General features: G+C 61.5%; 20 protein-coding genes. 10 read left to right on the top strand and 10 right to left on the bottom strand.

Annotation, left to right across the window (positions count from 1 at the left end):
- Positions 1-2: 2 nt before the first annotated feature.
- The 3 genes from JQ600_RS10170 to JQ600_RS10160 all read right to left on the bottom strand — a co-directional run bounded on the left by JQ600_RS10170 (position 3) and on the right by JQ600_RS10160 (position 4535).
- Complete coding sequence (locus tag JQ600_RS10170) at positions 3-1445, bottom strand: DUF1254 domain-containing protein (protein WP_212263118.1); 1443 nt, start codon at positions 1443-1445, stop codon at positions 3-5.
- Positions 1446-1550: 105 nt separating this feature from the next.
- A complete protein-coding gene (locus JQ600_RS10165) occupies positions 1551-2993 on the bottom strand; it encodes a DUF1254 domain-containing protein (RefSeq protein ID WP_212489892.1) in 1443 nt (480 codons plus the stop codon).
- 99 nt (positions 2994-3092) lie between these two features.
- Complete coding sequence (locus JQ600_RS10160) at positions 3093-4535, bottom strand: DUF1254 domain-containing protein (RefSeq protein WP_212390188.1); 1443 nt, start codon at positions 4533-4535, stop codon at positions 3093-3095.
- A 236-nt stretch (positions 4536-4771) separates the two neighbouring features.
- Between JQ600_RS10160 and JQ600_RS10155 the strand changes: the two genes are divergently transcribed.
- Positions 4772-5881 carry an HlyD family secretion protein gene (locus tag JQ600_RS10155; protein WP_212390187.1) on the top strand — a complete coding sequence of 370 codons (1110 nt, stop codon included), beginning with the start codon at positions 4772-4774 and terminating at the stop codon, positions 5879-5881.
- Positions 5882-5998: 117 nt separating this feature from the next.
- On the opposite strand, the gene JQ600_RS10150 is transcribed toward JQ600_RS10155, so the two are convergent.
- The 3 genes from JQ600_RS10150 to carA form a co-directional block, all read right to left on the bottom strand.
- Complete coding sequence (locus JQ600_RS10150) at positions 5999-6526, bottom strand: hypothetical protein (RefSeq protein ID WP_212489891.1); 528 nt, start codon at positions 6524-6526, stop codon at positions 5999-6001.
- Positions 6527-6594: 68 nt separating this feature from the next.
- Positions 6595-7089, bottom strand: a complete 495-nt coding sequence (locus JQ600_RS10145) for a PaaI family thioesterase (RefSeq protein WP_212263113.1) — start codon at positions 7087-7089, stop codon at positions 6595-6597.
- A 169-nt stretch (positions 7090-7258) separates the two neighbouring features.
- Entirely contained in the window at positions 7259-8449 is a 1191-nt protein-coding gene (gene carA / locus JQ600_RS10140) for a glutamine-hydrolyzing carbamoyl-phosphate synthase small subunit (RefSeq protein WP_212390185.1), read from the bottom strand.
- A 222-nt stretch (positions 8450-8671) separates the two neighbouring features.
- On the opposite strand from carA, the gene JQ600_RS10135 reads away from it, so the two are divergent.
- The 6 genes from JQ600_RS10135 (at position 8672) to JQ600_RS10110 (ending at position 13144) form a co-directional block, all read left to right on the top strand.
- Entirely contained in the window at positions 8672-9373 is a 702-nt protein-coding gene (locus tag JQ600_RS10135) for an alpha/beta fold hydrolase (RefSeq protein ID WP_212390184.1), read from the top strand.
- 137 nt (positions 9374-9510) lie between these two features.
- Entirely contained in the window at positions 9511-9966 is a 456-nt protein-coding gene (locus JQ600_RS10130; RefSeq protein ID WP_192736730.1) for a GatB/YqeY domain-containing protein, read from the top strand.
- A 161-nt stretch (positions 9967-10127) separates the two neighbouring features.
- Positions 10128-11738, top strand: coding sequence for an acyl-CoA synthetase (locus tag JQ600_RS10125; RefSeq protein WP_212390183.1), 1611 nt, complete (start codon positions 10128-10130; stop codon positions 11736-11738).
- Between the two features lie 31 nt (positions 11739-11769).
- A complete protein-coding gene (locus JQ600_RS10120; RefSeq protein WP_212263108.1) occupies positions 11770-12240 on the top strand; it encodes a MarR family winged helix-turn-helix transcriptional regulator in 471 nt (156 codons plus the stop codon).
- A gap of 93 nt (positions 12241-12333) precedes the next feature.
- A complete protein-coding gene (locus JQ600_RS10115; protein ID WP_212390241.1) occupies positions 12334-12687 on the top strand; it encodes a nuclear transport factor 2 family protein in 354 nt (117 codons plus the stop codon).
- 19 nt (positions 12688-12706) lie between these two features.
- Positions 12707-13144, top strand: coding sequence for a hypothetical protein (locus JQ600_RS10110; protein ID WP_212489890.1), 438 nt, complete (start codon positions 12707-12709; stop codon positions 13142-13144).
- 130 nt (positions 13145-13274) lie between these two features.
- On the opposite strand, the gene JQ600_RS10105 is transcribed toward JQ600_RS10110, so the two are convergent.
- The 3 genes from JQ600_RS10105 to JQ600_RS10095 all read right to left on the bottom strand — a co-directional run bounded on the left by JQ600_RS10105 (position 13275) and on the right by JQ600_RS10095 (position 16795).
- Entirely contained in the window at positions 13275-15500 is a 2226-nt protein-coding gene (locus JQ600_RS10105; RefSeq protein ID WP_212390181.1) for an ATP-binding protein, read from the bottom strand.
- A 428-nt stretch (positions 15501-15928) separates the two neighbouring features.
- The gene (locus JQ600_RS10100; protein ID WP_212390180.1) at positions 15929-16441 is read right to left on the bottom strand and encodes an SRPBCC family protein; all 513 of its coding nucleotides are present in this window, start codon (positions 16439-16441) and stop codon (positions 15929-15931) included.
- A gap of 39 nt (positions 16442-16480) precedes the next feature.
- The gene (locus tag JQ600_RS10095) at positions 16481-16795 is read right to left on the bottom strand and encodes a helix-turn-helix transcriptional regulator (protein WP_212263105.1); all 315 of its coding nucleotides are present in this window, start codon (positions 16793-16795) and stop codon (positions 16481-16483) included.
- A 298-nt stretch (positions 16796-17093) separates the two neighbouring features.
- Here JQ600_RS10095 and JQ600_RS10090 point away from each other — a divergent pair, with 298 nt between their 5' ends.
- The 3 genes from JQ600_RS10090 to JQ600_RS10080 all read left to right on the top strand — a co-directional run bounded on the left by JQ600_RS10090 (position 17094) and on the right by JQ600_RS10080 (position 19592).
- Positions 17094-17711, top strand: coding sequence for a LysE family translocator (locus JQ600_RS10090; RefSeq protein ID WP_192736723.1), 618 nt, complete (start codon positions 17094-17096; stop codon positions 17709-17711).
- Positions 17712-17778: 67 nt separating this feature from the next.
- Positions 17779-18753: a DUF3592 domain-containing protein gene (locus JQ600_RS10085; RefSeq protein WP_312011059.1), complete on the top strand. Its 975-nt coding sequence runs from the start codon at positions 17779-17781 to the stop codon at positions 18751-18753.
- A 110-nt stretch (positions 18754-18863) separates the two neighbouring features.
- A complete protein-coding gene (locus JQ600_RS10080; protein ID WP_212390179.1) occupies positions 18864-19592 on the top strand; it encodes a tetratricopeptide repeat protein in 729 nt (242 codons plus the stop codon).
- Positions 19593-19894: 302 nt separating this feature from the next.
- Here the strand turns inward: JQ600_RS10080 and JQ600_RS10075 are convergent, their stop codons facing one another.
- Positions 19895-20698 carry an N-formylglutamate amidohydrolase gene (locus JQ600_RS10075; protein ID WP_212390178.1) on the bottom strand — a complete coding sequence of 268 codons (804 nt, stop codon included), beginning with the start codon at positions 20696-20698 and terminating at the stop codon, positions 19895-19897.
- Positions 20699-20769 lie beyond the last annotated feature (71 nt).

The following is a 20769-nucleotide window of genomic DNA, read 5'->3' as shown; positions in this document are numbered from 1 at the left end:
CGCTACTTCGCCGCCACGACGGCCGGCGGCTTCCAGGTGCCTTCGCCTGGCGGGAGGATCGAAGGTGACTCCGTCTTCGGCCAGTAGAGCCGCATGACCAGGTAGATCGTGTCGTTCGGTGCCGGCAGCCAGTTCGATTCCTTGTCCGCACCCGGCGATTTGTTCTGGATGTAGAGCGTCAGTGACCCGTCCGCGTTCTTCTTCATATCCGGAAGCATCGGCGAATTGATCAAATAGCGGTTGATCGGATTTTCGATCAGGAGCTGCGACTTGCCGTCATACATGGTGAGCGACCAGAACGCGTTGACTGGTGGCTCCTGGCCCGGCGGGAATGTCAGGGTGTAATTGTGCTTGCTGCCATCGAGCGTCCGGCCGTCGCCATCGATGCGGGTGAGCGGATAGGTCGCTTCCGCCGGATTATTGCCGTAGATACCGGCCTTGGCGGCGACGGCGCGCTTGAGCCAGTCGCCATTGTAGTGGGCGTTATCGCCCGGCAACGCGCTGACCTGCCAGCCGTTGATGGTCGTGCCGGCCTTGGCAACGCCTTCCTCGACCTTCTTCTCGCCTTCCTTCATGCCGAGGCCAATCTCGAGCTTTTGCTCCAGCGGCAGGTCCTTGAAGTTAAAGGTCTTGCCGGGGCCGACGCCGATCTTCGCGAGCGCGGCGCGGATCTCCTTCTCGTTTTCCTGCACGGGCGCAAACTGCAGCGCAAAATCGAGATACTCGAAGAAGTTGGTTTTCACGAGCTCCTTGTCGATCTTCGGAAAGTCGATGGCCGTCGCGGCCGTCGTCGTCGGCTGTTTCAGATAGGTGGAAAGTGGCTGCATCCTGTAGCCGGCCTGCACCTTCTTGACGTTGTCGATATCGCCAGCGTTGAAAAGCTGGGTGCGGAAGATGACGATCGATAGCTGGGTGCTCGACTGGAAGACCTTCTTGATTCCGGGAGGCGTTGCGCCCTTCCAGTCCGGGCCGACAACTAGATAATCTCCGGCCTCGCTTCCGGTGGCGCGTGTGCCGATGTAGCCATAATTATAGGTGTTGCCGTCACAGAGTTGGACCGAATAGTAGCGCTTCGGGTCGATCGCCGGCACGGAAATGACGATGGGCTCCGCCCGAAAATCCATCCACCCGATCGAATAGGGCGTGTCGCTGTTCGGCGTCACGACCGCGGTGTCCTTGTAGGTAAAGACGTTGGGGTCGTTCTTGAACTGGTTGAACGGCGCCTTGAACTGGCTCGAACTGCGATCGATGGCGAATTCATACATGATGCCGTAGTTCATCACGATTGGCAGGCCGAAGATGAAGCCCGCCTCGGCGATGTCCTTTGCCTTGAAGAAGCCTGGACGCTCGGCACTCGTCTGCGCTTGCGCCGGGATGGAATTCGCCGTCGAGACGGTGAATGCAGCAAGCGCTGCGGAACGAAGAAGGTCGCGTTTTGTAATCATGTGAACATTCCCTTGCCTGGGTTCGAGCGCGGATTCGATCCTGAATCTCGGGGCACGCGCGGGATCGCGGTAATGACGGGTCCCGCGCTGCCTCTCGGCGCAACGCTATTGCAGCGCCACGATCGCCGGCGGCTGCCAGGTGCCTTCGCCCGGCGGCAGGATCGACGGCGCTTCGGTCTTCGGCCAATAGAGCCGCATCACCAGGTACATTTCGCCGTTCGGCGCCGGCAGCCAGTTGGATTCCTTGTCGGCGCCGGGTGAATCTTTCTGGAGATGCAGCGTGAGAGAGCCGTCCGGATTCTTCTTCATGCGGGGCAGCATCGGCGAATTGATCAGATATCGGTTGATCGGATTCTCGATCAGCAGTTGGCTCTTGCCGTCATACATCGTCACCGACCAGAACGCCTCGACCGGCGGATACTGTCCGGCAGGAAAAGTGACTGTGTATTTGTGCTTTGAAGAGTCGAGCACTTCGCCGTTGGCAAGCGTTTTGGTCATGGGGTAGACGGCTTCCGCGGCGTCGTTGCCATAAATGCCGCCTTTTGCAGCTGCGGCCCGCTTCAGCCAATCGCCGCTGTAGAACAGCCGGTCACCGAACAGCGATCCGATTTTCCATCCGTTGACGTCTTTCTGTCCACCAGCGAGATACTTTTCAACCTTCTCCTCGCCTTCCTTCATCCCGAGCCCGACTTCGAGTTTGTGTTCGAGCGGAAGATCCTTGAAGTTGAAGGTCTTGCCCGCGCCGACGCCGATGCGCGCGAGCTTCTCGCGAATGGTGCGTTCTTCCGGGCCCGCCGGCGCAAACTGCAGCGCGAAGTCGAGATATTCGAAGAAGTTCTTCTTCACCAGCTCCGCATCGACCTTGGGAAAGTCGATCGCGGCCGAAGCGGTCGTTACCGGCTGCTTGAGATAGGCCGATAGCGGCTGCGCCTTGTAGCCGGCCTGGACCTTCACGACATTCAGCATATCTTCCGGATTGAAGAGCTGCGTGCGAATGGCCGCGAAGGCAAACTGGGTCGAGGACTGGAAGACCTTCTTGATTCCGGGCGGAGTGGCGCCCTGCCAGTTCGGCCCAACGACCATGTAGTCTCCGGCGTCGCTGCCGGTCGCGCGGCTGCCGATATAGCCAAAATTGAAGGTGTTGCCGTCGATCAGCTGCACCGTGTAATAGCGGCTCTTCTCAACGGCCGGCACCGAAACAACCATCGGCTCGGCGCGCAGATCGAACCAAAGCGTGGAGTATGGCGTGTCGCTGTTGGGCGTCACGACTGCGGTGTCCTTGTACGTCGCGACATACGCCAGGTTTTTGATCTGATTGAACGGCGCCTTGAACTGGCTGTTCTTCGTGTCCACGGAGAATTCGTACATCACAGCGTAGTTCATCACGATCGGCAGGCCATAGATGAAGCCTTCCTCAGCAATTCTTTTGGCCTCGATGATGTCGGGCCATTCCGCCTTGGCCTGCGCGCTCGCCGGAACCGGCGTCATGGTGGTAACTGTCATCGCAGCCAGCGCTGCGGCACGGAGCAGATCGCGTTTCGTGATCATGTGAACACTCCTCTGTCTTCACCGCTTGGGCTGATTGTTTCGGGGGCACGCGCGGGATCACGGTGACAACGAGTCCCACGCGGCCTTTCTGCCGCAACGCTACTGCGTCGCCACGATCGCTGGCGGCTGCCATGTGCCGTTGCCCGGGGGCAGGACGGACGGCGCTTCGGTCTTCGGCCAGTACAGCCGCATCACCAGGTAAATCGGTCCGTTCGGCGCCGGTAGCCAGTTGGATTCCTTGTCGGCGCCGGGGGCGTCCTTTTGAACATGCAGCGTGAGGGACCCGTCGGCATTCTTCTTCATGCCTGATAGCATCGGCGAGTTGATCAGGTAGCGGTTGATCGGGTTTTCGATCAGCAACTGGCTCTTGCCGTCGTACATGGTCACCGACCAGAACGCATTGACAGGCGGAAGCTGACCGGCGGGGAAAGTGATCGCGTATTTGTGCTTGGAGCCATCGAGGACGTCGCCGTTGGCCAGATTCTTGGTGAAGGGGTACACGGCTTCCACGGCGTCGTTGCCATAGATGCCGCCCTTGGCGGCCGCCGCCCGCAGCAGCCAGTTGCCGTTGAAAAACTCGCGATCTCCGAAGAACGATCCGATCTTCCATCCGTTGATATTCTTGAAGCCGTTCTCGAGGTACTTGTCGACCTTCTCCTCGCCGTCTTTCATGCCAAGGCCGATCTCGAGCTTGTGCGCGATCGGGAGGTCCTTGAAATCAAAGGTCTTGCCGGGGCCGACGCCGATGCGCGCGAGCTTGGCGCGGATTTCCGCTTCGTCCGGCGTCGCCGGCGCGAACTGCAAGGAAAAGTCGAGATACTCAAAGAAGTTTTTCTTCACCAATTCCTTGTCGACCTTGGGGAAGTCTATAGCGGCCGCCGCAGTCGTCGTTGGTTGCTTCAGATAGGCCGAGAGCGGCTGGGCCTTGTAGCCCGCCTGGACCTTCTCAACGTTGGGCATATCGTCCGCACCGAACAACTGGGTGCGATACCCCGCGACCGAGAACTGCGTCGTGGATCGAAATACCTTCTTGATGCCAGGCGGGGGCGTACCGTTCCAACCCGGGCCGGCGACCATGTAGTCGCCCGCTTCGGTACCGGTCGCGCGGCTGCCGATGTAGCCGTAATTGTAGGTATTGCCGTCTTCAAGTTGCACCGCGTAGTAGCGGCCCTTTTCCACCGCCGGCACCGACAACACCATCGGCTCCGCGCGCAGATCCATCCAGAGGAAGGAATAGGGTGTATCGCTGTTGGGAGTGACGATCGAGGTGTCCTTGTAGGTAAAGACGCGCGCCTCGTTTTTAATCTGATTGAATGGTGCCTTGAATTGCCCCGAATTCCTGTCGACCGAATATTCGTACATGACAGCGTAGTTCATTACGATGGGAAGGCCATAGATGAAGCCTTCTTCGGCGATGGCCTTGGCCTCGCGGATGTCAGGCCATTCGGCTTTGGCCTGCGCATTGGCCGGGATGGGCGTCATCGTCGTAACTGTCAGTGCAGCTAGCGCTGCGGAACGAAGCAGGTCGCGTTTCGTCAACATGGTGCTGTCTCCTATCTCGGCTTGAAAGCATTCTCGCTCTGAAGCGAGAGAGATTGCGTGTGCAAGAGATTGCGTATGCGGGAGAACGTGCTGCATGGCTGCATAAAACGCCTCGCGGCGTATGCAGGATCAAAACAAGATGCTGGAAAAACAGGAGCAATGAAGCTAACGGTTGAATCGTGTCTTCAGCTACCTCCGGGAGCAAATTTAGCACAAACCAATAATGAGGACCAGCCATGGTCATTATTTTGTGCCTCTACCTCGTCGCGCTGTGGGCCTTGTTCTCGAAATTCAAACTGGTGCGTTGGGGCTGGTGGTCCGGGACGGTCTCGATCGCTGTCGGAATATTTCTTCTCGCGGCATTTCTCGCGCTTTTTAATTATCTGACGCCATCGGGGCGCGTGACGGTCACCGGCCGCGTGGTGGAGGTGACGCCGAATGTGACCGGGCAAATTGTTGCAATCCCGGTCAGGCCGAACGTGCCGGTCAAAGCCAACGATGTGCTGTTTCAAATCGACCCGGCGCCGTTTCAATACAAGGTCTCGCAGTTGCAGGCCTCGCTCGCTGCTGCAAAGCAGCAAACCGAGATACTGAAAGCGAATTACGAGCAGGCAACGGCGAATGTCAGCGGGCTCACCACGCAGGTCGCCTACAACAAGAAGCGGCTCGACGATATCCAGACACTTGCCGCTGATGATGCCAACTCGCAGTTTCAGGCGCAGGACAAGCAGGTCCAGTACGAAACCGTGTCGGCGCAGCTCGGCGCCGCCAAGGCCGCGCAGCAGAGCGCCAAGCTCGCGATGGATTCCGAGATCGGCGGCGTCAACACATCAGTCGCGCAGCTACAGGCGCAGCTCGACAATGCCAATTGGGAATTGTCGCAGACGACCATTCGTGCGCCGGCCGACGGCTATGTCACCGTCGTCGCCTTGACCGTCGGTGATCGCGCGCTGCAGTTGCACTCGGCGATGTCGTTCATCGTCGAGAAGGAGATCACGCTGGTTGGAATGTTTTCTCAGAACGGCTTTCAAACCATCAAGGAAGGCACCGCTGTCGATATCGTTTTCGACAACGTCCCGGGACGCATCTATCACGCGAAGATCACCGCCATTCCGAGGGGCATCGGCCAGGGGCAGATCGCCGTGTCGGGAACGCTCGCGCGCACCAATACGTTCGGCGGGGCGACGGTGTTTCCGGCGGAGATCTCGATCCCTGACGGGATGAGCCGGGAGTCGCTGCGTCTGGGAATGTCCGGCAGTGCAACTGCATTTTCCGAGAAGGCGGGCGTGATCGGCCTTCTTGCGTCGATCCTGGTGTGGATCAGTTCATATACGGCGTATCTCTAGCTGAGCCGATCTGCGCCTTCACGACCGGCGGCGTGCACCGTCTATGCACTTTGTGCCAGATATCCGTGCCCGAGAGGTGACAGGACAAATCGTCGCAATCCCGTTCGAACCGCAGTATCAGCCGCGCTTCCATAGTTTCACGAGCGGACCGTCCGCGCCCATCACCGGATCGGCCTTCGGCAGTTTCACGTTCGGAATCGTCTTCAACGCCTTGGCGTGGTTCTCCGGCGTCGCGCGCGTGATTTCGGCCGGCGGGCCGGGCGGATAGGCGCCGACGACGGAAAAATCAGCGCTCGACGACAGGCATTGATGCCCGGTGCCGGCGGGCAGGATCGCGACGTCACCGGCCGCGATCGCAAGCTCCGTGCCATTGTCGCCGCCGAACCGCACGATGGCGTTGCCGCGGGCGACCCCGAGCACTTCGTGCACGGTGGCGTGGTAGTGCAAATAATCATAGACGCCGTTGCGCCACATCGCGCCCCAGCCATTGGCGCCGAACAGGCCCTCGATGGTTTTTTCGGGGTGATCGTTATCGACGTCGATCGCGCGCTTGTAGACCAGGAACGGCATCTTGCTGTTCGGCACCAGGCCGTCATCGACGAAGTCGAAGGTGAGCGGCTGATGGTCTTCGCTGACGACGGACATGATCGTTCTCCCACGTACAAACCATACGTCGGGATTCAACCGCTGTCAGGGCCTCGCGTTCCCTTGGCTCATGCTTTCGGGATTTCAAACACCAGGCAGGTCGTGGTGGCGTGGGCGAGCAGGCGGCCCTTGGAATCGGTGATGCGCGCTTCCGCGGTGGCGGCGCGGCGGCCGACGCTGAGCGTGCGGCCTTCCGACTTCACAGGGCCGGTATCCTTGGTCATGCCCTTGATGAAGGAGATCTTGAATTCCAGCGTGGTGTAGCCGGTGCCGGCCGGCAGCGTGGTGTGGACTGCCAGCCCCATCGCGGAATCCAGCAGGATCGCGGCGTAGCCGCCATGCACCGAGCCGATCGGGTTGTAGTGCCGGAAGCCCGGCACGCTGTGAAAGGTCACGACGCCGTTCTCGGCGGTGGAATCGAACGGCTCGACATTCTCCATGATCGGCGGCGCCGGCAGTTTGCCCTCGAAGATCGCGCGGACGAACTCAAGACCCGTCATCGACGCCATCACATCAGTCGGCGTCACGCCGTATTCGACCTTGGGGGCGGCGGAGCTGTCCATGAGGAGGTTCCCGTACATTAGATGTTGATAATCATACTATAGCAGATAGCGCGGCAACAGGCCATTCGTCACATGATATCTCGTCATGCCCCGAGTCATGCCTCGCACTCACAAAAAACAATGCCCGGGACGAGCCCGGGCATGATGATGAAGGAAAGGGGAGTGCGGGCTACGCCTTCTTGTTCGCCCGCATCAAATCGGCGAACCGCTTGAACAGATAATGCGAATCCCGCGGGCCGGGTGAGGCTTCCGGGTGGTACTGCACCGAGAACACCGGCTTGCCGTCGAGCTGGATGCCGCAATTGGAGCCGTCGAACAGCGAGATGTGGGTTTGGGTGGCGCCCTTCGGCAGCGTCTTTTCGTCCACCGCAAAGCCGTGGTTCATGGACGTGATTTCCACCTTGCCGGTGGTCTCGTCTTTCACCGGATGATTGGCGCCGTGATGGCCCTGGTGCATCTTCTTGGTCCTGGCGCCGACGGCGAGGCCCAGCATCTGATGGCCGAGGCAGATGCCGAAGGTCGGCGTGCCCGAATCGATCACCTGCTTGATCACAGGCACCGCGTATTTGCCGGTCTCGGCGGGATCGCCGGGGCCGTTAGAGAGAAACACGCCGTCCGGCTTCATCGCCAAAATGTCTTCAGCTGATGTCGTCGCCGGCACCACGGTGATCTTGCAGCCTTCGCCCGCGAGCAGCCGCAGGATGTTGCGCTTGATGCCGTAATCGATCGCGACCACGTTGAATTCGGGCGCGGTCTGGCGGCCAAAGCCCTTTTCCCAGCCCCATGGCGTCTCGTCCCAGGTGAAGCGCTGCGCCGAGGTCACCATCGGCACCAGGTCCATGCCCTCGAGGCCGGGCCATTCGCGGGCTTCTTCCTTGAGGCCGTGCAGGTCGAACTTGCCGTCCTTGGCGTGCGCGATCACGGCATTCGGCATGCCCTTGGAGCGGATCAGCGCGGTCAGCGCGCGGGTGTCGATGCCGGAAAGGCCGATGATGCCGCGCGCCTTCAGCCATCCGTCGAGATGTTTTGCCGAGCGGTAGTTCGAGGGATCGGTAATGGCCGAACGCAGGATCACGCCGCGCGCGCCCGGCGTTGCCGCCATGTTCACCGTCTCGATATCCTCGTCGTTGGTGCCGACGTTGCCGATATGCGGGAAGGTGAAGGTGATGAGCTGCCCGGCATAGGAGGGATCGGTGAGGATCTCCTCATAACCGGTCATCGCGGTGTTGAAGCAGACTTCGCCGACGGCCTGGCCTTCCGCGCCGAGGCCAAAGCCTTCCAGCACGGTGCCATCGGCGAGCACGAGGAGCGCGGTCGGTTTGAGGTCCGGCCAGGCTGACGAGTTTTCAGGGATTGTCATGAGCGCATTACATAGTCGGCGTACCCGGCCGCGTGAACCCCCAAAAACGCGGATTCACACGCGTTTCACTGCATATTTGACAGGCTGTGCCACCGGCCTAATCTGGAGTTCCCATTTCATAGCGTTTTCGAGCGAAGTGGACGCCGGTTCGCGTCAAGAAAACGCGTCAAAACAAGTAGCTAGGGCCGCTTTTCACCCCAAAGCGCCCAATCAGGAGTCCGCATGGACAATACGATGCCGATCCTGCTCGTTCCGGGTCTCGCGTGCTCGCCGCGGCTCTTTGGGCCCGTGGTGCCGGCCCTGTGGCAGTTGGGGCCCGTGACGGTCGCCAATCACAAGCGCGACGACAATATGGGCGCGATCGCGCGGCGGATACTGGCCGAGGCGCCTCCGCGCTTTGCGCTCGCCGGGCATTCCATGGGCGGCTACATCGCCTTCGAGATCATGCGGCAGGCGCCCGAGCGGGTGGCGAAGCTGGCGCTGATCAGCACCCAGGCGCGGCCCGACACCGGCGAGGCGACGACCCGCCGCCAGGGCATGATCGCCCGCGCAAAAGGCGGCGAATACCGCGCCGTGCTCGACGAGCTGTTTCCCGGCTTCGTGCACCCGTCGCGGCAGGGCGATGCCGCGTTGCGCCAGCTTGTCCATGACATGGGCGACGATATCGGGCCGGAGGCGTTCGTCCGCCAGCAGACCGCCGTGATCGGCCGGCCGGATTCGCGCCCCACGCTGGCGTGGATCAGATGTCCGACGCTGGTGCTGACCGGCGACCAGGACAACACCATCCCGAACTCGCTCTCGATGGAGATGGCGAGCGGCATTCCCGGAGCCAAACTGGTGGTGCTGGCCAATTGCGGTCACCTGCCACAGGTGGAAGCGCCGCAGGAGACCGCCGACGCGCTGACGGAATGGCTTCGGAGTTAAAGCGTTTTCAAGCGAAGCATGCCCTCGGACTTGATCCGGGGTGGATACCGGTTCGCGTGAAGAAAACGCGTCAAAACTGAGTTGTTTCAACGGCGCGAAACGCTTAGATCAGGGCGTTGAAGCCAAAGGATACGAAAATGCTGCGCGACGACATCAACAATGCGGTCAAGGACGCGATGCGGGCCAAGGACGAGCGCAAGCTGTCCACGCTGCGCATGGTCAATTCGACCATCAAGAACGCCGACATCGCCGCACGCGGGGAGGGCAAGCCGCCGCTCAGCGATGCCGACCTGCTCGGCGTGTTCCAGAAGATGATCAAGCAGCGCCAGGAATCCGTCGAACTCTACGACAAGGGCGGCCGCGCCGAACTCGCCGCGCAGGAGCGCGAGGAGATCGCGGTCATCTCGGCTTACCTGCCGAAGCAGATGTCGGAGGACGACGTCAAGGCGGCGATATCGGCCGCGGTCACTGAAACCGGCGCAGCGGGCATGAAGGACATGGGCAAGGTGATCGCGGTGCTGAAGGCGAAATACGCCGGTCAGATGGATTTTGGTAAAGCCAGCGGGTTGGTGAAGGCGGCGCTCGCGGGGTGAGTGTCATTGGCTGTCGTCCCGGCGAAAGCCGGGACCCATAGCCACCGGCCGTATTTGTTTAACTCGCTGGTCGTTGTCTTCCTTCTCCAACAATACCCGCCGCGGCGTATGGGTCCCGGCGTTCGCCGGGACGACGAAAAATTCGAGGGCCGCTCTCCATCATGCTCACCGAAGCCGCCACCTATGACGAGCTCTACCGCAACTTCCGCTGGGACATCCCGGCGCGGTTCAACATCGCGACCGCGTGCTGCGACCGTCATGCCGATGGCTCTGGCCGCCTTGCGCTGATCTATATCGACGAGGACGGCACAGCGACGCGGACCTCGTTCGACGAGATCGCGGACATGTCGCGCCGCTTCGCCAATGTGCTTGACGCCGATGGCCTCATCCGCGGCGACCGCGTCGCGGTGTTCCTGTCGCAATCGCTGGAATTGCCGATCGCGCATCTGGCGGCGTTTCGCTCCGGCCTGATCTCGATTCCCCTGTTCGCGCTGTTCGGCGAGGACGCGCTGGAATTTCGTCTCTCCAATTCCGAGGCCAAAGCTGTCATCACCGACGAGGCCGGCTGGGACAAGCTCGCAAAGATCCGCGACCGTCTGCCCGAGCTGAAGACCATCTATGTGATCGGCGACCGTGCGCCCGCGGGCACCAAGCCGTTCTGGTCTTCGTTGAAAGCCGCATCACCGGATTTTACGACCGTCGATACGTCGGCCGACGATCCCGGCCTGATCATCTACACCTCGGGCACCACGGGAAATCCCAAGGGCGCGCTGCACGCGCACCGCGTTGTGCTCGGCCATCTGCCCAATGTCGAGATGTGCCACGACTTCATTCCGAAACCCGGCGACCTGATGTGGACGCCGGCGGACTGGGCCTGGATCGGCGGGCTGATCAACGGCCTGTTTGCGTTCTGGTATCACGGCGTGCCGCTGGTCGGGCACCGCGCGCGCAAATTCGAGCCGCAGGCCGCGATGGCTGTCATGGCCGATCACGGCATCCGCAACGTGTTCCTGCCGCCGACGGCGCTGAAACTGATGCGGCAGGCCGGCGTGAAGAACCCGGGCGTAAATCTTCGCAGCATCTTCACCGGCGGCGAGTCGCTCGGCGGCGAATTGCTCGACTGGGTGCGCGCGACTTTCGGCGTCGATGCCCATGAAGTGTTCGGCCAGACCGAATGCAATCTCGTGATCGGCAGCAATTCCAAACTGTTTCCGATCCGGCCGGGTTCAATGGGCCGGGCGACGCCCGGTTTTGACGTGCGCATCGTCGACGACCAGGGCGAGGAGCTGCCGCGTGGTACCCGCGGCGTCATCGGCGTTCGCCAGCCTTGTCCCTGCACCATGATCGAATATTGGCGCAATCCGGAAGCGACCGCGAAAAAATACGCCGGCGAATTTCTGCTGACCGGCGATCTCGGCGTGCAGGATGAGGACGGTTACTTCTGGTATGTCAGCCGCGAGGACGACGTCATCACCACGGCCGGCTATCGCGTCGGGCCGTCGGAGATCGAGCACACGTTGATGAAGCACCCGGCGGTGGCGATGTCGGCGGTCGTCGGCATTCCCGATCCGATCCGCACCGAGTCGATCAAGGCCTGGATCGTGCTGCGTCCGGGCTTTGCGCCCAGCGACGCGCTGGCCCGTGAGATCCAGGAATTCGTCAAGGTACAGCTCGCCGCCCACGAATATCCGCGCTTCGTGCAGTTCGCGGAAAGCCTCCCGATGACCGCGACCGGCAAGGTGCTGCGACGCGAATTGCGGGCGCTGGGGTAAGTCTGTTCGGTCAATTCTTTGCGGTAGGAAAATGCAAAAAACTGTTCCTCACGCCGCGGGCTTGCACCGCGCCTCGCTCAAGAAGCTCCATGATTTGGACGCGGCGCTGGAGCTGATGTACTACGGCTGGCGCGGGATGACGCTTTCCGCCGATCAGTATCTTGCGACCCTTGGCCTGTCACGCCCGCACCACCGTATTCTCTACGTGGTTGCCAGGCAGCCCGACGTCTCGATCGGCTCGCTGATCGAAATTCTCGGCATATCCAAGCAAGCCCTGAACCGGCCGCTCAACCTGCTGCTGGAGCGAAAACTGCTGACCTCGAAGCGGTCGCCCGAGCAGCATCGCTCCAAATTGCTGCGGCTGACGGAATCAGGAAAACGCACGGAACAACGGGCATCGGACTACGAGCGCAAGGTCGTGAGCGAGGCGTTTGATCGTGTCGGCCCGCGTGGCGCGGCCGCGTGGATGGCCGTCATGGAGGCTATCGCCGACAACAATTGATTTCTAAGGTCAATACAGTTGACTTGAAGATCGTGCCGTGACAACTTTCCTGCAGTGATTCCGGGGAGGTGCGGGAGCTTGAGCAAGCAGACGATGGACCGGGCAGCCGCCGGACGCTTTGTCGAGGCGTGGTGCGCAAGCTGGTGCAAGGTTGATATCGACGCTGTCGTGTCGCACTTTGCCGACAACGCGGAGATGCGCTCCCCGTTGGCGATCAAACTGACGGATTCCCCTGTGGTCGCGGGGCTTGAGAACATTCGCGCCTATTGGCGCAAGGCATACGGACACATCGAGAGCGCGGATCTGAAAATCCTGAGCTGGAGCTGGGACGACACGATCGCGCGCCTGACGGTCTGGTGGCAACTGGGCGACACGCGCGCCAGCGAGTTCATGGACTTCGACGCTGCCGGCCGTGTGGTGCGCAGCGAGGCCTTCTACGGAAAATAGCCATGTACGGAAAGTAACGATGCGATTTTCGGATTTCGTTCTGCTTCTCAACACACTCTGGTTCAGCGGCGCCTTCATCCAGTTCAGCATTGCCCAGAGCAATACGCTGAAAATACTGCTGTCCCGGGAGGAGCGCGGAAACCCGATCGCGCCGACCTTGTCGGCCAGCGTGGCGTTCCTGGGCGGGATCAATCTGCCAATCGCCCTTTTGTCGCTGTATCTGCTGGCCCGGCCGCCCTTCTTTGGGGCTGATGACGCGCAGCTTGCGTTATTCCTGTTCTTTGCCGCGTGTCACTTCAGTCAGTTCGCCTATAACCTTCCGGTCCTGATGCGCGGGGGACGCGTCGGGGTGGCATACTGGCCCGTGTTGAAGGGCCCGATGCTCCGGATCTTTGTCATCGACGCGATACTGTTCGTGGCAAATCTTGTCGTGGTCTTCCTGCTGCTGTCCTCCTAGAGCGTGATGATTTCTCTTCGCTTCATCATCCCGCTCTAGCTTTTTGTTTGAGCATGATCTCCGCGCAAACGCTGCGCGTTTGTCGCGAGGGAAAACCGGTTCCCACTTTTCCGGATCATGCTCGAGCCGCTCAACCCCCCTTCAGCACCAACCTCAGCATCAGCGCCAGGTCGTTTCGCCGGTACGGCTTGTTCAGAATTTTCGCTTCACTGTCGAGGCCGTCGAGCGGCTGGACGGGATGTTCGGTGTAGCCGGAGGTGAAGAGTATCTTGAGTTCGGGCCGCAGCCGCGATGCTTCCCTGGCAAGCTCCGGTCCGAACATGCCGCCGGGCATCACGACATCCGTAAACAGCAGATCGATCTCGCTGCGTTGGCGCAATACCTCCAGCGCCTCGCGCCCGTTGCGTGTCACGATGACGCGATAGCCAAGCTCCTTCAGCTCCTTTGCAACATACGCACGCACCAGATCATTGTCCTCGACAACGAGAATGGTCTCGGTGCCGGCATGCGCGGCGAGCTGGTCAGCGGGCGGCGCGGCGCCTCTGTGCGGCGCATTGATGCGGGGGAAGAAAAGCCTGACGGCGGTGCCACGTCCCGGCTCGGAGCGTATTTGCATCGCGCCGCCGGATTGTTTTGCAAACCCATAGACCATGCTGAGGCCGAGGCCCGTGCCTTTGCCCACCTCCTTGGTGGTAAAGAACGGCTCGAAGGCGCGGCTGGCCACTTCGGCAATCATGCCGCTGCCGGTATCGGTCACGGCAACCTTGACGTACTCGCCGGGCCGGGCCTCGCCATTGACGTCGAGGTCGGATTCCTCGAGCGCGATATTGCGGACCTCGACCGTCAGCTTGCCGCCCTGCGGCATCGCATCGCGCGCGTTGAGCACCAGATTGAGCAGCGCGGACGCCAATTGACCGGGATCGACGCTGGCGCGCCACAAGTCCCGATCGAGCAGGAATTCGCATTCGATATGTTCACCCAGGGTCCGCCGCAGCAACTGTTCCATGCCGAGAATTTTCTGGCCGATGTCGATGTCCTGCGGTGTCAAGGGCTGCTTGCGGGCGAAGGCGAGCAGGCTCCTTGTGAGGTCCGAGCCGCGCTCGGCGGCGGTTGCGATGCTGTCGGCGATGCTGTGCAGTTCCCGGTTCGCGGCCAGCTTCTCGGCGAGGTATTCCGCGTTGCCCAGGATGACGGTCAGGAGATTGTTGAAATCGTGCGCGACGCCGCCGGTGAGTTGACCCATCGCCTCCATCTTCTGGGATTGGCTGAGCTTTTGATTGAGCTCGTCGATGGCGGCGCGCTGCCGCTCGAGCGACTCGGCGGTGCCGTTGAGCAGCGTCATCAGCCCGCCCAGTTCGCCGCCTGGATGCGGCTCGGGAATCCGCGCGCTCAAGTCGCCAAGTCCGAGCCTCCGCGCCATCCCGGCGAGCCGTCCGACCTGACGGCCGACACCCAAAGTCGCCAGCAGCAATACGCCGGCAAGCAGCAGCAGCGAGGCCACCGCAAGCATCGCCAGATCCTCGTAGAGGCGGCGGTTGGCGGCGGCAAACAGGCCGTCCTTGGGCAATCCCACCATGATATAGAGGCCGGCATCCCGGGTCGAAGGCGAGCGGGCGATGGCCCACACATGCGTCCGGCCCTCAGCGTCCTTCATCTCGTGGAACGGCCCTCGGTCAGCTGCGGCCGCAAACCGGAACAGATCCGAGTTTGCGATCGATGCACCGGCGGGCTCGGTCCATCCCTTCCCCTGCGGGGCAACCAGGACGGTGCCTTTCCTGTCAACCAGCAACACGTCTTTGCCGTTCAGGAGGCGCGTGTCGTACTCGGCGAATTTGCGCAAGTTGAACGACGCGAGCAGGATGAATTTCAGCTCGCCGGATTCCGTGCGAGTGGGGTACGCGATCTGCAACACGGAGGTCCCGGTCAGCCGGCCGAATACGGGCTCCAGCGTGACGATACCGTGCGCCGTCAGGGCCTGCTTGAAATAGGCGCGGTCCCGCAAGTCGAGGGTGCGGTTGGTCCGCAGCGAGTCGCAGAACAGGGCGCCGTCAGGCGTGATGGTCAGAATGCCGGTGAATTGCGGGTATTCCTCGCGCACCGCGGAGAGGAAGGCCGAACACGCCACCTTGTCTGACGTGTCGAGGTCGCGGGCGCGGGCCAGGCCATAGTGAAGCTGCGCCGTGCCCTGAATTTTCTCGTCCAGATCCTTGGAAATATCGTCGGCCGTAGCCGACAAATTGGCGAGCGCCGCGTTGATCTCGCTGGTGCGATTTTGGGCGAAGCGCAGTCCCACGAGGATGGCCGGCACCAGCATGGCCGCGATAACGAGTATCAGTAGCCGGGTGCGCAGGCTCATCGGTCCGTAATTTTCGCGCTCGAATCAGACAGTTTCATTTTTAACTAGTAATGTGCGGTAATCGTGTGCCGCTCCGTCCGCCGGAGGGATGGCAAATGCCCCTTGCGACAAGCCGGGCCGGCAGTTTTCAAATGGCTTCTATGGGAATCCCTCGGAGCGACCCTACAGACTCTGTTCGGCTATCGCAATCAGGGCGGGTGATGGGGAGGGCGCGGGTTGCGGCACCAGGATAGCGCCAACCTCCGTCGTCGTCCCGGCCTTGAGCTCAGATGCGCAATTGCGCATCGGGGGACCCATACGCCGCGGCCCATCGGTGAGAGCGCAGGCGTTAGATACCTTCCTCAACAACGAACGCCGCGGCGTATGGGTCCCGGCGTTCGCCGGGACGACGAAAGAAGTTGTCCGGGACGACGACTTGTGTGCCGGCACTACGGCGTCCCGATCCCCATCGCCTCCAGCGCGTCCAGCATGCGCTGCGGCGGCGCCATCTTGATCGCGAGCGGCTGACCCGTCTCCAGCACGCTCTTGAGGCTGGAGAGGATCGCCGGCCAGCCCTGGCGGCCGCCGGAGAGGATGTCGTCGCTGATGGCGCGGTCGTGCGATTGCAGCATCGTCAGCTTCACCACCTCGCCCGACAGCTCGATCTCGTAGGTCACGAGCGTGGGCCCGAGTTTTTCCACCAGTGCCGGCCAGTTGACGTTCCAGGTTACGGTCAATTTCCGTGGCGGATCGCATTCGATCACTTCGCCGCTGATATGCACCGAACCGTCAGGCGCGCGGGCGATGAAAGCGCCGCCGATCTTCAGGTCGGCCTCGATCGCAAAGCCGGAAAAATACTGCCGGCTGAACTCGGCCGATGTCAGCGCCTGCCAAACCTTCTCCGGCGTGGCAGCGATGTAGATGGTGTAGACGATCGCGGGTTTGAATTTGTTGATGTTCATGGCACGCCCTCGATGCCGAGGCGGGCGACGAATTCCACCTTACTCATCACGCTTCTCCAGTTGCCGTTTCAATTCGCTGAGCGCGGTGAGCTTGTTGCGCTCGAATTTTCTGATCCAGCGTTCGCCGATCTGATGGATCGGAACCGGATTCAGGTAGTGCAGCTTCTCGCGGCCATGCCTGAGCGTGGTGACGAGGTTGGCCGCTTCGAGAATCCCGAGGTGCTTTGTCACGGCCTGCCGCGTCATGGCGAGGCCGTCGCACAGTTCGCTCAGTGTCTGTCCGTTCCTGGCATGAAGCCTGTCCAGCAGCGCGCGTCGCGAGGCATCGGCCAGCGCTCGGAAGACCTCATCCATGGTGGGATAATAGGCAACCATATGGTTGCATGTCAAGGGCGTGGTTTTGGCGCGTTGGTTGGAGGTTGCGATGGGGGATGGTCAGGTTGCTCCTCTTCCCTTCTCCCCTTGTGGGAGAAGGTGCCTTCGCGCAGCGAAGGCGGATGAGGGGTCTCTATCCGCGGAGACAGACCCCTCATCCGGCGCGCTTCGCGCGCCACCCCTCTCCCACAAGGGGAGAAGGAAGAAATTGCACCGCTTCCATCTCCCCCGTTCACGTGCATAAATGGCGTAAGCTCCCTCCCACCCCGAGTTCCCCATGTCCCTCCAGGTCTATCTTGCTTTCGTCGCTGCCTGCATCGCGCTAGCGTTGCTGCCCGGTCCGGTGGTCACGCTCATCATCGCCAACGGCCTGCGCCACGGCACCCGCGCGGCGCTGATCAATGTCGCCGGCGCCCAGGTCGGCCTTGCCATCGTGATCGGCATCGTCGCGGTCGGCCTGACCTCGCTGATGGCGACGATGGGCTACTGGTTCGACTGGGTGCGTTTCGCCGGTGCGGCCTATCTGATCTGGCTCGGCATCAAGCTGGTTCGTGAGCCGGTGGAGGGCATCAAGTCAGACGAACCGCCACCGCCGCCGCGCGGCGGCTTCTTCCTGCAGGGCTTCCTGGTGCTGCTCTCGAACCCCAAGGTGCTGGTGTTCTTCGGCGCCTTCATTCCGCAGTTCATGGACATGAAGCAGGACCACTTCCCGCAAGTGGCGCTGCTCGGCGCGACGTTCATGGTGACTGCCGCCATGACCGACGCGGTCTATGCGCTGCTCGCCGGCCGGGCCCGGCTTTTCTTCTCGGCGGAGCGCACACGGCTGGTGTCGCGGATCTCAGGCGGCTTCATGATCGGCGGCGGTATCTGGCTGGCGCTGACCCGGGCAAAATAGCACGCTTGAACCGCGGGCGGCGATCACGCGTCTAATGCAACGCGCCGTCGTCTGAGGAAAAATCTCCGTGCCCGATCTGCCCTGGTTCGTCTATGCGATGCTGCTCGCGCCGCTCGGGCTGTTGCTCGCCGCCGCGGTCTACAAGACGCTGCAGGTGCGCGCCGCCCGGGAATGGCCGTCGGCGGCCGGCAAGATCGCGGCCTCGCACGCCCAGGTGCGCGAGGTCAGGGTGATCGATAGCAACCGGGAAGGCGGCTATCGCACCGAGCAGCGCAACTTCGCCAACATCATCTACGAATATTCCGTGGCCGGCAAAACGCTGCGCAACAACCGCGTCAGCATCGGCGAGGACCTCGGCAATTTCGAGGTCGCCGAGACCATCGCCAGATATCCGGTCGGCGCCGACGTGACAGTCTATTACAATCCGCGGAATCCAAAGGAAGCGGTGCTGGAACGCGACCTGCCCAAGGGTTTGTGGGGCTGTCTCGGCATCGGCACCGCGATCACGCTCGTGATCGTGTTTGGCTCGGCGATCGGGCTGAACAAACTGAGCGAATTCGTCTCGACAAAGCTGGCCCATCCAACAGCGTCGCCAATGGTCATTGCCTTCGGCGCGTTCGGCAGTGTGATCGCGCTGTTCGCGCTCGCGATGCACCGGCAGGCACGGCTCGCCGGGAAATGGCCGGTCGTATCCGGCATCATCAAGCTGTCCGGTCTCGAGCAATACCGCGCCGCGCGAACCGACGACGGGGCGCGCGGGCTGATGATGTATCAGCGCAAGGTGCTCTACACGTACACCTACAACGACCAGTCCTACACCGGCACGCACGCAACCCTTTCCAGCAACGTCGCGTCGAGCTCGGACTGGCTGACGCGAAAACTCACGCCGCCTTATCAGGACGGCGCCAGGGTCAAGGTCTGGGTCAATCCCGCCAATCCGTCCGAAGCGACACTGGAGCCGCGCGCGTCGTTCGTGTGGTTCCTTTGGCTGCTGGTGCTGGGGTTTGCGGGGCTGACCTATTACGTCGCCCTCCACGGCTAGGTTGCCTGAAGAGCCCTCGATGTCGCTTCTCCCTCAAGGTCTGTGAGCGCAATCACAGTGAGCACGCCTGGCCTGTCGTACTCTTGCCGCTCATCACAAGAGAAAATCCCGTGCGACCTTCGCAGATCCTTAGCCGCCGATCCCTGACAGTTCTGCTGATCCTTTTCAGCGCAACGACCTGCGTGGCGGCTGATATCAGAAAAGATTGCCAGTCCGGCCGGATCGATTCATGCACGCAAATCCTTCAGTCAAATCCCGCAGACTTCAATGCGCTCGCCAACAGAGGCATCGGGCTCAGGGTTAGCGGCGAGTATGACCGCGCCATCGCCGATCTCGACGCCGCGCTCCGCATCAATCCCGATATTGCCGGGCTGTATCTGGAACGGGGCCTGGCCTACGACGCCAAAGGTGAACACCAGCTTGCGATACGCGATTTCGACGAAGCCATAGGACGCGACCCCGATCTGGTGCAGGCGCATTTCGGCAGGGCAATGGCCCATCAAGCCGTCGGTCAACGCGAACTTTCGACCGTCGATATGGACAGTGCCATGCGCCTCGATCGAATGATGGTGGCCGCGCTGTATATGCAGCGAGGCAATCAGTTGAGAGCTATCGGGCATCACGGCGAAGCCATTGCTGCCTTCGATCGCACGATAGATATCAATGCCGGTTGGCCTTTGGCATGGTTCGGCCGTGCCGCATCGTTCGAGGAGATGGGCAACTCCAAACGGGCCGCGGCGGACTATCGAAAGTGTATCGAACTGCCCGCGAAAACCGACGCCGAACGTCAGCGGCAGCAAGAAGCCCGCGAGCGGCTAGATAAATTGGGCACGCCATAGGTCGGCTTCGATACCCGCCTCATAACGATTCACGGTTCGGCAGCGCTGCTTCACCCTCCCCTGGAGGGGGAGGGTCGCTCGCGCAGCGAGCGGGGTGGGGTGATCCATCCGCGAACGAGATGAAAATGAGTCCGGTAACAGTCCATCGTAACGTCGCTGAATAAGTGCGAGCCAATGAAGCACTGCCGTCGGTGATAGACTGTCACCCCACCCCGCCTGCACCGGACGATGCTGCGCATCGCCGGAGCAGTCGACCCTCCCCCTCCAGGGGAGGGTAAGGGTCATGCGATTGATCCGTGAATCTAAATTACCTGCCGCGACCGAAAAATCGTCTCGACCTCACCAAGAATCCGCGCCAGCCGGTCGGCCCACGCTTTCTCACCGGCCTGATCCGAAATCAGGTCCTGCCGGATTTCGATTCCCGTGTTCATCAGGCCGCGCGCCTCGGCGTGAACGGGGATGGTGTAGTCGGTGTCATCGCTGACCGCGTAGGGTTCGTTGTCGCCGACTACCAGATCAGGCTCCGCGCGCAGCAATTGCAGCAGCAGCGGCGGCAATAGCTTGTCGCGCTGATAGAGCGTGCCGATGTGCCAGGGACGCGCGATGCCGGCATAGACAGGCGTGAAGCTGTGCAGCGAGACCAGTATCGTCGGCATCTTCCGTTGCCGGCGCGCATCGATGATCTCGCCGATGCGGCGGTGATAGGGATCGAAGATCTGCGTTCGGCGCAATTCCGCGGCTTCTCGCGCGATGCCTTCATTGCCGGGGACCGTCGTGGTTTCGCTGATCAGCGGGATCGAGCTTGCGACATCAGGCGGGCGGTTGCAGTCGATCACCAGCCGCGAATAGCGCTGCACAATCAGATGCGCGCCGAGATGTTTCGACAGCATCTCGGCGACCCCGGCGATGCCGATGTCCCAGGCGATGTGCCGCACGAGTTCGCTTTCCGGCAATCCGAGATCGCCGAGCGCTTGCGGAATCAGCCGTCCGTAATGGTCACAAGTGAGCAGAAACGGCGAGCGTCCCGAATCATTATATTCGCGGACCGGGGGAACATCCGCAGGCCCCAGGAGTAATGATGTGTCGCCGACGCGATTCAATGCCATTTTTCCTTACGTATTGCCTATCGAAGCGGCATATCGGTCTACAAATGAGCAGGTTTTTGTATAGATTAGCC

The sequence above is a fragment of the Bradyrhizobium sp. AUGA SZCCT0176 genome (genome assembly GCF_018130145.1).
Lineage (GTDB): Bacteria > Pseudomonadota > Alphaproteobacteria > Rhizobiales > Xanthobacteraceae > Bradyrhizobium.
Note: the sequence above shows the minus strand (reverse complement) of the source record. Positions and strands in the feature narration are given on the sequence as shown.

Coding starts and splice junctions, on each gene's coding strand:
- JQ600_RS10170 (WP_212263118.1), bottom strand. CDS start 1,445: ATGATTACAAAACGCGACCTTCTTCGTTCCGCAGCGCTTGCTGCATTC.
- JQ600_RS10165 (WP_212489892.1), bottom strand. CDS start 2,993: ATGATCACGAAACGCGATCTGCTCCGTGCCGCAGCGCTGGCTGCGATG.
- JQ600_RS10160 (WP_212390188.1), bottom strand. CDS start 4,535: ATGTTGACGAAACGCGACCTGCTTCGTTCCGCAGCGCTAGCTGCACTG.
- JQ600_RS10155 (WP_212390187.1), top strand. CDS start 4,772: ATGGTCATTATTTTGTGCCTCTACCTCGTCGCGCTGTGGGCCTTGTTC.
- JQ600_RS10150 (WP_212489891.1), bottom strand. CDS start 6,526: ATGTCCGTCGTCAGCGAAGACCATCAGCCGCTCACCTTCGACTTCGTC.
- JQ600_RS10145 (WP_212263113.1), bottom strand. CDS start 7,089: ATGGACAGCTCCGCCGCCCCCAAGGTCGAATACGGCGTGACGCCGACT.
- carA (WP_212390185.1), bottom strand. CDS start 8,449: ATGACAATCCCTGAAAACTCGTCAGCCTGGCCGGACCTCAAACCGACC.
- JQ600_RS10135 (WP_212390184.1), top strand. CDS start 8,672: ATGGACAATACGATGCCGATCCTGCTCGTTCCGGGTCTCGCGTGCTCG.
- JQ600_RS10130 (WP_192736730.1), top strand. CDS start 9,511: ATGCTGCGCGACGACATCAACAATGCGGTCAAGGACGCGATGCGGGCC.
- JQ600_RS10125 (WP_212390183.1), top strand. CDS start 10,128: ATGCTCACCGAAGCCGCCACCTATGACGAGCTCTACCGCAACTTCCGC.
- JQ600_RS10120 (WP_212263108.1), top strand. CDS start 11,770: ATGCAAAAAACTGTTCCTCACGCCGCGGGCTTGCACCGCGCCTCGCTC.
- JQ600_RS10115 (WP_212390241.1), top strand. CDS start 12,334: ATGGACCGGGCAGCCGCCGGACGCTTTGTCGAGGCGTGGTGCGCAAGC.
- JQ600_RS10110 (WP_212489890.1), top strand. CDS start 12,707: ATGCGATTTTCGGATTTCGTTCTGCTTCTCAACACACTCTGGTTCAGC.
- JQ600_RS10105 (WP_212390181.1), bottom strand. CDS start 15,500: ATGAGCCTGCGCACCCGGCTACTGATACTCGTTATCGCGGCCATGCTG.
- JQ600_RS10100 (WP_212390180.1), bottom strand. CDS start 16,441: ATGAACATCAACAAATTCAAACCCGCGATCGTCTACACCATCTACATC.
- JQ600_RS10095 (WP_212263105.1), bottom strand. CDS start 16,795: ATGGATGAGGTCTTCCGAGCGCTGGCCGATGCCTCGCGACGCGCGCTG.
- JQ600_RS10090 (WP_192736723.1), top strand. CDS start 17,094: ATGTCCCTCCAGGTCTATCTTGCTTTCGTCGCTGCCTGCATCGCGCTA.
- JQ600_RS10075 (WP_212390178.1), bottom strand. CDS start 20,698: ATGGCATTGAATCGCGTCGGCGACACATCATTACTCCTGGGGCCTGCG.